Origin of the sequence: Mesorhizobium sp. M7A.F.Ca.CA.001.08.2.1 (assembly GCF_003998455.1) — a bacterium.
GTDB lineage: Bacteria > Pseudomonadota > Alphaproteobacteria > Rhizobiales > Rhizobiaceae > Mesorhizobium > Mesorhizobium ciceri.
In genome coordinates this window covers 1-12,411 of record NZ_RZPW01000094.1, presented here as the reverse complement: position 1 = coordinate 12,411, position 12,411 = coordinate 1, and the positions used below count along the sequence as shown (strand labels likewise).

The following is a 12,411-nucleotide window of genomic DNA, read 5'->3' as shown; positions in this document are numbered from 1 at the left end:
CTCATAGGGAAAGCATGCGCTCGACCGCGCGGCGGGCGGGGCCGGCAATTTCGGGATCAATCCGGACCTCATGCCGGTTCTGCTCGAGTGCGGCGCGAATGTTGGCCAGGTTGATGCGTTTCATGTGCGGGCACAGATTGCATGGGCGAACGAACTCGACGTCGGGATGCGCGACCGCGACGTTGTCGCTCATCGAACATTCGGTCAGAAGGACGACACGCGTCGGTTTCTCACGCTCGACATAATCCGACATCGCCGCGGTCGAGCCGGAGAACTCCGCCTCCGCGACAACGTCTGGTGGGCATTCTGGATGGGCCAGCACGATGACGCCTGGATGGGCATCGCGCAGTTCCCGGATGTCTGCTGCGGTGAAGCGCTCATGCACCTCGCAATGGCCTTTCCAGGCGATGATCTCGACGTCTGTATCGGCTGCCACGTTCCTCGCCAGATATTCGTCCGGGAGCATCAGCACACGCGCCACGCCAAGCGATTCCACCACCGCCTTGGCGTTGCCGGACGTGCAGCAGATGTCGGACTCCGCTTTTACGGCGGCGGAAGTGTTGACGTAAGTAACAACGGGGACCCCCGGATACCGCAGCCGCATTAGCCGCACGTCGTTTGCCGTGATCGATTCGGCCAGCGAGCAGCCGGCGCGGAGATCCGGGATGAGCACGGTCTTGTTCGGATTGAGCAGTTTTGCCGTCTCGGCCATGAAATGAACGCCGGCAACCACGATGATGTCGGCGTCGACCGTCACCGCCTTGTGGGCCAACGCCAGGCTGTCGCCGACGATGTCTGCCACGCAATGAAAAATTTCGGGCGTCTGGTAATTGTGCGCCAGCACCACCGCATTGCGCTCACGCTTCAGCGCTAAGATGGCTTCAATATCGCCGGCGAACGTGGGCCATTCAACGGGTGGGATCACCCGCCGGACACGCTCATACAGGGACGCAGCCATGGGTAACGCCCCAGTCATTGGCGCCTCGATTATATTCGGTTTGACAATAAGGGAATATATCTACCTTGACTATAAGTATGTCAAGCCCGCGCCAGCGGTAATTTTGTCCCGGCGATAGCCCTGTCGTCGAGGACGGCATGCCGGAAGCGATAAAGCTTCGCCGGTCGTCCGCCTGTGTCGAGGGAGGTCTCCCCGGTCTCCTCAACAAGTTCCTGCTGCTCGACCAATCTCCGGAAGTTCGGCTTGTTGATCAGCCTGCCAGCCAAAGCTTCCACGGTTCGCTGCAGTTGCAGCAGCGTGAAGGAAGGCCGCATAAGCTCGAACACGACCGGCCGGTATTTGATCTTCGAACGCAGCCGCGCGATCCCGGTTGCCAGAATACGACGGTGGTCAGCGACCATTGGTTTGCCAGCCGCGGCCGCAATCGCGTCCCTGCCGCCACCGGCCTCCTCAATCAGAGCAGCTTCATAGAGCAACTCGTAGCGTTGGAGCGTGAGTTCCTCGTTCCAATGGCGGTCGTCGAAGCCGAAGGCTATCGCAGCGCGCTGCCGGCGCTCGCGTTGAGTGGTCGGCTCGCTGGCGCCGCCGGCCCACTCAATCAGGCGGGGCCGCAATCTATCGAGCAGCACAGGCGGCGTGCCGAAGCGGTGGTCCTCCCAGGGAAAATATTCGTACCAACTTTGCCAGCCGCACGCGGCCGAGTTCGTTGCCTGTTCCTTCCTGGTCAATGCGAGATAGCTGATTGAGATGACGCGCTGGTGGCGCTCAGTGCCGATGCGATCGCGATCGGCGAAGGTGTAGAGTTGCTCGATGTATCCAAGTGCATGGCCGGTCTGCTGCTCCACCCACCCCCTCAAACCCGACTGCAGTGATCGATGCTCAAGGGCAAAAGGTCCAGAAGGGAGGGTGTCCGCATGACCGACTGTGAGGACACAGGGCTCACTGTCGTTTACGGCGACCACGACGGCAGTCAGGTCCACTTTGGCTTCGTCAGCTTTGACGGCGGCTTTGCCTTTCTTGGTTCTTCTTGTCTGAGGATCCATGTTTGCGAAAGCGGGTTGGCCCAACGGAGCGCCTTAATCGATTGAATGTAACCTTGGCAGCCAGCACGTCAACACCGGAGTACTCAAGCGCTGCTTTTAGCTCTTCGCAGTCGCACAAAAATATGCCAAACGCGACACCCGCTGTTGGTAACGTAAGGGAAGGGGCCTCGGTTGAGCGCGGCTGGTGAGATAAAAGGGATGACTCCTCCAGATATTCGATCGCGAAAAGGCCAGACGCCACTTGTATGCTTGACGGCCTACACCACGCCGGTCGCGAGGCTGCTCGATCGCCACTGCGACATCGTTCTTGTCGGCGACAGCGTCGGCATGGTGCTGCACGGCCTGTCGTCGACGCTGGGGGTCACGCTCGACATGATGATCATGCACGGACAGGCCGTTCGGCGCGGCCTTGAACACGCGCTGATGGTCGTCGACCTGCCCTTCGGTTCCTATGAGGAAAGCCCAGAGCACGCTTTCGGCAACGCTGCGCGCGTGATGGGTGAGACCGGTTGTTCAGCGGTAAAGATCGAGGGCGGCGAGACCATCTCGGAAACCATCCGCTTCCTTACCGCGCGCGGCGTACCTGTCATGGCCCATGTGGGCCTGACGCCGCAGGCGGTAAACACGTTTGGAGGCTATCGTGTGCAGGGCCGGGGAGCCGATGCAGAGCGGATCAGGCGCGACGCCAGGGCGGTAACCGAAGCGGGCGCCTTCTCCTTGGTGCTGGAAAAGATACCGGAGCAGCTTGCACGGCAGATAACCGCCGATATCGACATACCCACAATCGGCATCGGTGCCTCGCCAGCTTGCGACGGCCAGATTCTGGTGAGCCACGATATGCTCGGGCTCTTCACCTCATTTCGGCCGAAGTTCGTCAAACGCTATGCCGAGCTCGGTGAGCAGGCTGAGGCGGCAATCGCCGCTTACGCCACCGATGTGCGGAACCGGCACTTTCCGGCGGTCGAACATCTCTATGTCAACGCCTTTAAGGCCGGTGACTTCACATGAGCGTGCCGATCGCTCGAACCGTGAGCGAGCTGCGCGGCGTCGTTGCGCAATGGCGTCGCTCGGGTGCCACGATCGGTATTGTGCCGACCATGGGAGCCTTGCACGACGGGCATCTGAGCCTCGTGCGGAAGGCGCTCGAAAGGGCCGAGCGGGTGATCGTAACGCTGTTCGTAAACCCCAAGCAGTTCAACAGCCCCGCCGACCTGATTGCCTACCCTCGGACGGAAAGCGACGATGCTGCCAAGCTCGCTCTGCTGGGCACGCATCTGCTCTATGTGCCGGACACAGAGGAAATGTACCAGGTGGGCTTCGCCACGGCCGTTTCAGTGTCCGGCATCAGCGAATGCCTTTGCGGCGCATTCCGGCCCGGCCATTTCAATGGCGTGGCGACGGTCGTGGCCAAGCTCTTCCTGCAGGCCGGCGCTGACTTCGCCTTTTTTGGCGAAAAGGATTTTCAGCAACTTCAGCTTGTCAGGCGCTTGGTCCGGGATCTCGACATTCCGATCACTATTGTGCCCTGTCCGACAGTCCGCGAAGCCGATGGTCTTGCGCTATCGTCGCGTAACGTGCGGCTCTCCCCAGCCCAACGCGCCATTGCCCCAAAACTAGCATCGGTCCTGCTCGATACGGCCGAGCGGCTTGCACGCGGCTCCCCCATCCTGCCTACGCTTGATGAAGCGCGTGCAGCAATTCTGGCTGCCGGCTATCGCGAGCTCGAATACCTGGAGCTTCGCGGAGAAACAGACCTGCAATCGTTAGCAAGCCTTGACCGACCGGCACGCTTGCTTGCTGCGGCTTGGCTTGGCGACACGCGGCTCATCGATAACGTCGCAATATCACCCATTGGTAGTTGGTCAGGTGGGCGGAGCTCTCTCCAATCGGAAGCAGCACAGCAATTGCGGTGATGACGGCGGCGCGTCGTATGCCCTGCAGGGACAGGCCATCATTTAGAACCACGTCTCCGTCGGCTTCCAGCAACCTCCGCGAGGTACGCTAAGCGCAGATGCATCGCGTATTTGAAACCTTGGTCGAGCAACTCTCTGCAAGCGTCGATGCCGTCGATCTCCATGAGGCAATGGCGTCCGCCGCAGCCGGGTTCGACTTTCCGCTCTTCGCTTATTTCACCTACCCATCCGCTTCCGGCGACAGGCCACGATTTATCTCGAATTATCCATCATCATGGACATCACATTACCTGCAACAGCGCTACCACAGCGTGGATCCCGTGATCCTGCGGGGACTGCGGGGCTGGGATACCTTCGACTGGGGTGTGGACCGCGATCACCGTTATTTGCCGACCTCTCAGCAGGAAGTCCTGGAAAAAGCAGCTGAGTTCGGCATTCGCGGCGGACTGACCATGTCGATGCATGATCATCGCGGCCGGTTCGCCGCACTGACCTTCGCCTCCAACGAGGCGCATCCGCCATTTCTGAGGTCGCTGACGCGCTACGAAAAAGCAATGCAACTGGTTGCGATCAACGTTCATATCCATGCCCGGCGCAGGCTCGCCGAAGATTGCGTGGTAGATGGCATAACGCTCACCCGGCGGGAGTTCGAGTGCCTGAAATGGGCGGCGTGCGGCAAGTCGGCCTGGGATATCAGCCAGATTCTCGGTGTCTCGAAACGCACCGTGACCTTCCATCAGGAAAACGCCAAGGCGAAGCTTGGCGTGCGAACCATCAACCAGGCCGTAGTGCGGATGGCTGCTCGGGCGAGATCCTGATCCTCTCCAAGTCTAGCTGTAAAGGTCTACAGGCTGCATTCATGACGGCTTTGCCCTTCGATTGCGTGGACACATCCCGCACGGAGACGACAATGATGCAGCTGATAACACCCGACTGCTACGCCGAGTTTGCGAGCGAACTCAAGGAAATGCACGGACTTAGGTATCGGGTTTTCAAGAAGCGGCTCGATTGGGAAGTGCAGACCGAAGGCGAAATGGAAACGGACCCGTTTGACAGCCTGAACCCCGTCTACCTGCTTCTCAAGGGGTCCGATTGGCGAACTTGCGGCTGCGTCCGCCTTTTGCCGACCACCGGACCGACAATGTTGCGCGATACGTTTCCGACGCTGCTGGATGAGATGGTGGTCCCTGCGAGTGCCGATGTCTGGGAGAGTAGTCGTTTCGCGCTCGATCTCCCTGCGACAGCGCCGAAGGCAGCTGGCGGCCTGGCCCAAGCAACCTACGAGCTCTTCGCGGGGATCATCGAATTCGGCTTGGCCAACAATCTCTCCGGGATCGTAACGGTGACAGATACGCGCATCGAAAGGATCCTTCGTCTCGCGACCTGGCCGTTGTCACGTATCGGACAGCCCAAGCAGGTCGGCAACACCGAGGCAGTCGCCGGCTTCCTCGATATTTCCTACGCCAGTCTCTTGCGCATCCGCTGGAGGGGACGCCTCAACGGGCCGGTGTTGTGGCAACCAGTTCTCATCCAATCGGCATAGCGCCTGCGGATGCTCAGCCGTGACTTGAGTTAAGTCTGCTCACGGCCGCCACCGCCGCCGTGAGGGTGAGCGGACCCGCCCCCACGAGCTTTCGACTGTTCCGGTCGATTGGCTCGCGCGGCCGGACTTTGGATTTCCGTAGGCGCAACCCGGAGTCCAGCGTGAGCACGCCAAAATGGCGCCCCTCCGCTTCGTCCAAAGAAGCCAACGTGGCTTCTGAGGTCGTCTTAGAATATTGGACCGGCCGCCGTGAGCGATCGCAACCTCAAACCTTTGCCGGTATGCCGGTTTGGCCGGACCGTCGGCCAGTCGGAGCAGTCCCCTGATAAGGACCCGAGCTGACGCGCGGTCCAACAGCGCCCGAGCCTATGCTTTGTGCATTACCGTTCGGTTGGCCATGTCGTCCAAGACCGCATGAAGAAGGCTTCCAACCTCCTGCGCAGCGAGCTCTGGCGCAATTCCTACATCGGACAATTGAATGAGCATTTTCTTGGCAGAACAGCGCCAGAACGCACTCGCCGCCTCGCCGTTCTTGGTCTCGAGGGCCTGGGCGATACTTTCGACCAATATACGTCGCCGATGCAGCGGAAATACGCAAATGTTTGATTCATGCATCAATCACCTCACAGATTCAGTTCCACAAAGAAAAACACCGGCGTCTTCAAAAGAGCCCCGCTAGCGCGGTGACGGTTCGCGGCGACATGACGAGTTCCACTTCCCCATCGACAAGCCATTGGGAGATGAGCCGCCGGACCGCATATCCGGGACCGCACATAAGGTGAACCACCATTGCTCATCCGGCTGCATTTTCCTGGGCCGTTCGACGAGGCGTTCCAGCCGAATTGACGTCCAATGACTTGATCTCTGAAAGGGCAGGGCGGTACGAATCACCCGATTGTTCCGCTGCTTACATTCCTGCGAGCTTGTGTATGAACGATTAAAGCGTGCCCGAGCCGTTCTTGGTGGCCGCCGAAGAAGGGAATCATGTCATCCGCTGCCTATCGTAGGCGGCGCGACTTCTAGCATGACTGCACTGCCCCGACAGGGCTTTGCAATCGCGCGTTTCGAAGCCTATGCTTTGGCATCGGCCGGCATTTACTTCGGTGCAGCCGACAGTAAGACGTACGCGCTCTTGCCCCGTTGGAAGAGAGCCTTGCCCGATCCCTCTTTCGCGACCAGGTGCTGAAGCCCTCACCCCGCAGGACTTCGCGCTTTTGCGACCATCGCTGCATCACGTCGAACCGGGCATCAAGGACAAGTTGGAGGTCGCGCATCAGCCGATCAAGAACGTATATTTTCCCGAGAGGGGCATCGCGTCGGTGGTCGCCACCATGACCGGCGGGCGGCAAGGTGAAGTCGGCATTGTCGGCGATGACGGGATGAAAGGAATTGCCGTCATTCTCGGAAAGGAAAGCAATACCTGGCGCCTGCCGGTTGAAAACCTTCGCCCTGCGATTAGCCCGTCGCTTCGCACCTCAGTGCTGGACTATGCCCACGCGTTCCTCATCCAATCATGCCGGACGGCACTGGTCAATGGCCACTCCAAGATCGAAGAACGGCTGGCCCGCTGGCAGCTGATGGTCCACGACCGTGCGGAAGGAGATAAGATCCTCCCGACGCATGAATTTCTGGCGACCATGCTCGCGCCCACCGCCCGGGGTCACCACGGCCCTGCAAATGCTTGAGTATCGAGGACTGGTGCACGCCAAGCGCGGCGAGATCACGATCGTGCCGGATTGATAAAGCTCACACATGGCGCTTATGACAAGGAGGAGCAGCGTTATTTCGGCCTGGCCGCTGCCTGAAGCATGTCGGGTTGAAACGGGTTCAGCCGACGTCTCCTTGCCCTTCACCAGGTCGCCCAAAAGCATCAGCGGTTTTGAACGAATCGCAGCGATTGTCCGCAATCGGACATAGGCTTGAAGGCGGTCGAATTCGTGCCATAAGTCGGGTTGGTCAGGGTTCAGGGAGGAATTCGTCATGACCAATTCGTTTCACACCGTCACCGTCGAAAAAGCCGCCGAAGCCTATGTCCTTTCCAGGGGAAGGGTCCGCTTTCTCTCCATGGCGCAGGCGATCCGCACCATCCGAACACTAATGTCGGCATGCAAGGCCACCGAACGCGAGTTGGAGGAACTGTTGGCGGCCGCTTCCTTCGTTCATGCGTGCCCCTTCGACACAAAAACAGCCGATGGTGTAGAACCACGGCTGCATTCCTAAGAGGGCATGCCGCGCCATGCAGACTGTCAGAGGGCATTCGTCAGATGGTAGTCCGCTAACTTAACTGCAGAGTCTAAAGGACGTGTTCCAGCATTGCGAACTCACCGATCGCTTTGTTGCCAAAGCTGCCAGCAAGCGATCGCCTCGTCCATCCGTTTGCACCATCTCATCACAGACATCATCGGCGATGCTACCTGTCCAGCATATGTCCAGCATTTCGCAAGGCGGCCAGAAGGAGCCTCGCATAGCCTGTGACATCGATCTGGGCCTGCATCGAAAGGGGCATGCTGGTCCAGTTCTCCAACGGTGCAATGAAAGGTGAGAAGGTGCCATTGACAAGGCAACAACAGCTAACAAGGCCCTCTCGGTCCAATGCCACCACACCGATCTTGTCGCCTGGATATCCAATGGCTGCGACTCGCTGGACCTCCAGGTCACCGTCCACCCGCACGTCAAAAAGAAGGCTACCACGGCTCCTCGTGGCTATCTCAGCCGCCTTCTCATCAAAGCTTGAAGAGAGCAAGCGGACGCTTTCCACCGCCATCTGGAAAATCACCAAATCCAGTTCATTCACGGCCATATGGGCATTTCCGCGCAATGGGTGGTGATTGCAATGACACATACTGCTTGTTCACAGATGTCGGTCACGAACGATCATTCGTCGGGTTCCGGTTCCGACCAACGGTGTCGCCACCTGATCGTGCTGCGGTTCGAACCTTCCTAAGGCGAGCCGAGCGCGCTATGAGGTTGGAGTCTAGGTCTCGGACCTTGCCTCGCGGCTTGCTCATCTTTGGCAGACCCGCTGCAACGCCGCGCGATGGCGCAAACGCCAGATGACGCTGATCCATCGCTTGATCGTGAACTGAGCTTCTGAACACCATTGGGACAGCAGGGTGGAAGGGCTTGACCAACGCCGCCCCCGTTTTCCAAGAGGACCCGTCCTCGATTGAATCTTTCGAGCCCCGTGCGGCGCGCAGCCAAATGATGACCATCTGGACCCTGCTCGCAGACCGCAAGGCAAAGAGGGAACCTTCCAGGCAGCCAAGCTGCGCCGACGCAAAGAGCGACCTTTGGAATTCCCAAGAATTTAGCCTTCCATAGTTGCGACAGGCAACCACTGCACGAGTGTGGGAGAGCGAATCGCAAGCATTGCGTGAGGTCCTGCGCGTTTTCCCCTCTTTGCTATTTGGCACATCGTTTGCGCCGAAGTGGGCGCAGCGTTCGACCGGAGCACTGCATGGGAGAGGGAGGAGCCCCACCCCGATCCGGTCAAGGAGAGAGACGGTGTTGGTTCCAAGAGTTCCCCGCGCGATCGCAGCGCCCCGCAAGCGCCATTTTGCCCGGACCTACGTGCAGGTACTTGCCGCCATAATCCTGGGTGCCGCAATCGGCTATTTCCATTTGGAGACCGGCCACAGCCTGAAGCCGCTCGGCGATGCCTTCGTCGAGGTCGTCAAGATAATCACCGTACCTGTCATCTTCCTGACAATAGCGACCGGCATTGCCGGCATGAGCGATCTGCAGAAGGTCGGCCGAGTTGCCGCCAAGGCGATGGTCTATTTTCTCACCTTCTCGACGCTCGCTTTTGTTGTCGGGCTGATTGTCACGAATATCGTTCAGCCTGGCGCCGGCCTCAACATCGATCCGGCCTCGCTCGATGTCGAAGCCGTTAAGGGCTATGTGGCCACGGCTCACGAGCAGTCCGTGACCAGCTTCCTGATGAACATCATCCCGTCAACGATTGCCAGTGCCTTCGCGGAAGGCGACATCCTGCAAGTCTTGTTCCTCTCGGTCCTGTTCCTCTCGGTCCTGTTCGGCGCGGTCTGCCGCTACAACGGCCGCTCGCTCTTCTCTCTCGTCCGATACATCAAGGACGAGCTGCTGCTCGCAATGTCCTCCTCAGAGGCCGCGCTGGCCTCGCTCATGGAGAAGATGGAAAAGGCCGGCGCCACGCATTCGGTCGTGGGTCTCATTCCATTCAATCTGGACGGCACGAATATGATGCTCGCCGCCCTTTTCATCGCCCAAGCGACGAAAACTGATCTCCCGATCGGCTGCCGGATCCTCATGCTGTTTGTCGCATTGTTCCCTTCGAACGGAACAACCCGCATTACCGGTGCAGGCCTCGTCACAATGGCTGCAACGCTCTTTCTTGTTCCGGCCGCACCGGTCACCTCCGTGGGGCTTATTCTTGGCGTTGATCAGCTTATGTCCGAATGCCACGCGCTGACGGTTTTTCTCCGCAGCGTAGCGGCAACGCTGGCTGTCACCCGGTCCGGGGCGAGCGGGATAAACGACGATTCGGGGAGCGCCTCACTAGCGGACCGTTCAGCGCTCTGGCGGTGGACGGTCAAGTCGCCCGGCGTGGTGAACACAATTCCCCGTGCGAACGACGCTCAACTATTGGGGTGGACCCGATGGCGCAAAGCCGTATTTGAGAAACCGCCAGATCGCACCGGCACCTGTGCGCCTGTAGCAACTGCGGGGCACGATCAAAACCGACCCATTTTACACCAAAAAGGCGGGCCGTTGCTGCCACGCCGTCCATGGATTGGAGACTCATGTCTAAGCCGACTGCCATCACTGTCGCAGCTCTTCTTTTACTCCTCGCCTTGCTGGCGAGCCAATATAGCGCGAACCTGCACCGGCAGGCGTGGTCGACCGCAGGCAAAAGTGGAGCGGCGCATTCGACAACGATCTTCTTCGCCAATCGCCGGCAACCCGCAAGGCGATGCCGTTCTGGTCATATTCAATGACTACCACAACTGTCCGCATTGCAGACTGGCTGATATCAACTACCAAAAAGCCTCAAGCATGAACCCAATCTGAAGCTTGTGATCAAACAGTTCCCGGTCCTGGGACCGGATTCCCAATTCCCAGCCTTTGCCGCACTCGCCTCGAGAAAACAGGGAAAGTTCGACGAATTCCACCGCGCCCTTATGATTTCCCCCAGTTGAAGGGTCACTCTCAAGATCGCAGCGCGTGTAGGCCTTGACGTTGAGCAGCTCAAGCGGGAATGCAAGATCCGGCCATCGCAGATGAAATGCGCGCGTCCGCGCACTCGCGAAAGGTCTGCACTTAGACGGTACGCCCGCGTTGGTGGTCGGCGATATAGTGGTCGCCGACCTTGTGGACATGGCCAGCTTGCAACGCTTGCATCGCCGATGCGCGCTCAAAGCGTGCTGGCTCTCGTGCGGGGCAGCATCTGTAGACCGGCCACGCTGTTGTTGCCGGAGCGTGCCGTTTGTGGCAGCTGGCTTTGCTGTCGCTCCTCGTAATCTTGTTGCGGTCATCCAGCTGCCGTGGGCGCCAACAACAATCCTGAGCGCCCGCGCCTGAAGTCGCTGGCCGGGTGCTCGTGAACCGAGCCCGCTTTTCTTCGGCAAGCTCAGGCGGTCTTGGCCCTGCGGCATCGCCCCCTGGCGCGGGGCAGCCTTCGGCTGCTGACGGTCGCCGGCCTGTCGGCCGGCGTCTTTCTATTGTGGCCTTCCCCCTGGCGCAGGGTGGGCAGCACTCCCTTCTAGGCCCGCCGCGGCGTCCCGCAACCCTTCGCTTGTCGCTTTCGGGTCCTCCACTCCGTTCCGGTCCTGCTGATGCAGTCCGCCTCCGACGGCGGGCCTTTCCGGTCGCTTTTGCCGCCCACCCCGCTTCCGGGGAGGGCGCGCGATTGTAGAGCGGAGGACATCACGATGCGTGCAAACAACAAACGTTGCGGCAGCCGACAGGCTGGCGCAGACAGTGGCGGGCGCACCGGCGCCAGCCTTTATCAGGAAATCACCGACCGCATCATTGCCGAACTGGAGCGCGGCACCGTGCCATGGGTCAAGCCGTGGGGCAGGGCAAGGACAGGCCTCGGCCTGCCGCGGAATGCGGCCACCCAGCGCCGATATTCCGGCATCAATATCCTGATCCTGTGGGGCGCGGTCATCGAGCGCGGTTTCCCCAGCCAGAACTGGCTCACCTTCCGGCAGGCGCTTTCGCTTGGCGGCAATGTCAGAAAGGGCGAGCACGGCACCACCATCGTTCACGCTGACCGCTTTGTTCCCAAGAACGAAAAGCAACGCGCCGACACCGATGGCGACGAACCGCAGGCGGTGCCCTTCCTGAAGCGCTTCACCGTCTTCAATGTCGCGCAGTGCGATAATCTGCCCGAACATCTTTACGACGCCGGCGAGCCTCTGCCTGAGCGCGAGATGGTCCCGCACGCCGAGGCGCTCATTCATGCAACCGGCGCTGATTTTCGCATCGGCGGCGAGCGCGCCTTCTACATGCCCGGCAGCGACACCATACAGGTGCCGCCGCAGCGGGCTTTCTTCCACCAGATCGACTATTACCGGACCTGCTTTCACGAGCTTGGCCACTGGACCGGCCACCCGAGGCGACTCGCGCGCGACCTATCCGGCTCCTTCGGGTCCAACACCTATGCGCGCGAGGAACTCGTCGCCGAAATCGCATCAGCCTTCATCTGCAGCAGTCTCGGCATCGAGCCGACCGTGCGCCATGCGGACTACATCGGCTCATGGCTGACGGTTTTGCGCGAGGACAACCGCGCCATCTTCCGCGCCGCAAGCCATGCCTCGAAAGCCGCCGATTTCCTGCTTGGCCGCAATGTCGATGTCGAAGGTGAGGCACATGCCGAAACCGCCTATGGGACCGCGCAATCCTCACACGCGACCGCCTTGCGCCTCTGATGACGCAAAGCCGCGCGCAACCAACTCGACAGTTCTTTTGAGG

At 60.0% G+C, this 12,411-nt stretch carries 11 protein-coding genes and 1 pseudogene; 8 read left to right on the top strand and 4 right to left on the bottom strand.

Annotated elements, in window-relative coordinates; translation table 11 throughout:
• Position 1 precedes the first annotated feature (1 nt).
• Both nadA and EN914_RS08515 read right to left on the bottom strand, forming a co-directional pair.
• Positions 2-976 carry a quinolinate synthase NadA gene (nadA, locus tag EN914_RS08520; protein WP_024505568.1) on the bottom strand — a complete coding sequence of 325 codons (975 nt, stop codon included), beginning with the start codon at positions 974-976 and terminating at the stop codon, positions 2-4.
• A gap of 62 nt (positions 977-1,038) precedes the next feature.
• Positions 1,039-2,001 (bottom strand): NrtR DNA-binding winged helix domain-containing protein, encoded by a 963-nt coding sequence (locus EN914_RS08515; RefSeq protein ID WP_024505567.1) that lies wholly within the window; start codon positions 1,999-2,001, stop codon positions 1,039-1,041.
• Positions 2,002-2,172: 171 nt separating this feature from the next.
• Here EN914_RS08515 and panB point away from each other — a divergent pair, with 171 nt between their 5' ends.
• The 4 genes from panB (at position 2,173) to EN914_RS08495 (ending at position 5,457) form a co-directional block, all read left to right on the top strand.
• A complete protein-coding gene (gene panB, locus EN914_RS08510; protein WP_024505566.1) occupies positions 2,173-3,009 on the top strand; it encodes a 3-methyl-2-oxobutanoate hydroxymethyltransferase in 837 nt (278 codons plus the stop codon).
• On the top strand, positions 3,006-3,914 hold the full coding sequence (gene panC / locus EN914_RS08505) for a pantoate--beta-alanine ligase (RefSeq protein WP_024505565.1): 909 nt from the start codon (positions 3,006-3,008) through the stop codon (positions 3,912-3,914). Before panB ends, panC begins: the two co-directional genes overlap by 4 nt.
• 98 nt (positions 3,915-4,012) lie before the next feature.
• Positions 4,013-4,732: a LuxR family transcriptional regulator gene (locus tag EN914_RS08500; protein ID WP_024505564.1), complete on the top strand. Its 720-nt coding sequence runs from the start codon at positions 4,013-4,015 to the stop codon at positions 4,730-4,732.
• Positions 4,733-4,824: 92 nt separating this feature from the next.
• The gene (locus EN914_RS08495) at positions 4,825-5,457 is read left to right on the top strand and encodes an acyl-homoserine-lactone synthase (RefSeq protein ID WP_024505563.1); all 633 of its coding nucleotides are present in this window, start codon (positions 4,825-4,827) and stop codon (positions 5,455-5,457) included.
• Between the two features lie 366 nt (positions 5,458-5,823).
• Here the strand turns inward: EN914_RS08495 and EN914_RS39140 are convergent, their stop codons facing one another.
• Positions 5,824-6,072, bottom strand: coding sequence for a DUF6074 family protein (locus EN914_RS39140; protein WP_032899751.1), 249 nt, complete (start codon positions 6,070-6,072; stop codon positions 5,824-5,826).
• Between the two features lie 599 nt (positions 6,073-6,671).
• Between EN914_RS39140 and EN914_RS08485 the strand changes: the two genes are divergently transcribed.
• A complete protein-coding gene (locus EN914_RS08485) occupies positions 6,672-7,142 on the top strand; it encodes a Crp/Fnr family transcriptional regulator (RefSeq protein ID WP_245265413.1) in 471 nt (156 codons plus the stop codon).
• Positions 7,143-7,437: 295 nt separating this feature from the next.
• On the top strand, positions 7,438-7,677 hold the full coding sequence (locus tag EN914_RS08480) for a hypothetical protein (protein WP_024505561.1): 240 nt from the start codon (positions 7,438-7,440) through the stop codon (positions 7,675-7,677).
• 190 nt (positions 7,678-7,867) lie between these two features.
• Here the strand turns inward: EN914_RS08480 and EN914_RS08475 are convergent, their stop codons facing one another.
• Entirely contained in the window at positions 7,868-8,257 is a 390-nt protein-coding gene (locus EN914_RS08475) for a hypothetical protein (RefSeq protein WP_024505560.1), read from the bottom strand.
• Between the two features lie 704 nt (positions 8,258-8,961).
• On the opposite strand from EN914_RS08475, the pseudogene EN914_RS08470 reads away from it, so the two are divergent.
• Positions 8,962-9,951 (top strand): annotated as a pseudogene (locus EN914_RS08470) (cation:dicarboxylate symporter family transporter); the annotation flags it as partial.
• A 1,415-nt stretch (positions 9,952-11,366) separates the two neighbouring features.
• A complete protein-coding gene (locus tag EN914_RS08465) occupies positions 11,367-12,368 on the top strand; it encodes an ArdC family protein (RefSeq protein WP_024505900.1) in 1,002 nt (333 codons plus the stop codon).
• Positions 12,369-12,411 lie beyond the last annotated feature (43 nt).

Bases quoted from the DNA above. Each gene is read 5' to 3' on its own strand.
- EN914_RS39140 (WP_032899751.1), bottom strand. From the start codon at position 6,072: ATGCATGAATCAAACATTTGCGTATTTCCGCTGCATCGGCGACGTATA.
- EN914_RS08495 (WP_024505563.1), top strand. From the start codon at position 4,825: ATGATGCAGCTGATAACACCCGACTGCTACGCCGAGTTTGCGAGCGAA.
- EN914_RS08515 (WP_024505567.1), bottom strand. From the start codon at position 2,001: ATGGATCCTCAGACAAGAAGAACCAAGAAAGGCAAAGCCGCCGTCAAA.
- panC (WP_024505565.1), top strand. From the start codon at position 3,006: ATGAGCGTGCCGATCGCTCGAACCGTGAGCGAGCTGCGCGGCGTCGTT.
- nadA (WP_024505568.1), bottom strand. From the start codon at position 976: ATGACTGGGGCGTTACCCATGGCTGCGTCCCTGTATGAGCGTGTCCGG.
- EN914_RS08475 (WP_024505560.1), bottom strand. From the start codon at position 8,257: ATGGCCGTGAATGAACTGGATTTGGTGATTTTCCAGATGGCGGTGGAA.
- EN914_RS08500 (WP_024505564.1), top strand. From the start codon at position 4,013: ATGCATCGCGTATTTGAAACCTTGGTCGAGCAACTCTCTGCAAGCGTC.
- EN914_RS08480 (WP_024505561.1), top strand. From the start codon at position 7,438: ATGACCAATTCGTTTCACACCGTCACCGTCGAAAAAGCCGCCGAAGCC.
- EN914_RS08465 (WP_024505900.1), top strand. From the start codon at position 11,367: ATGCGTGCAAACAACAAACGTTGCGGCAGCCGACAGGCTGGCGCAGAC.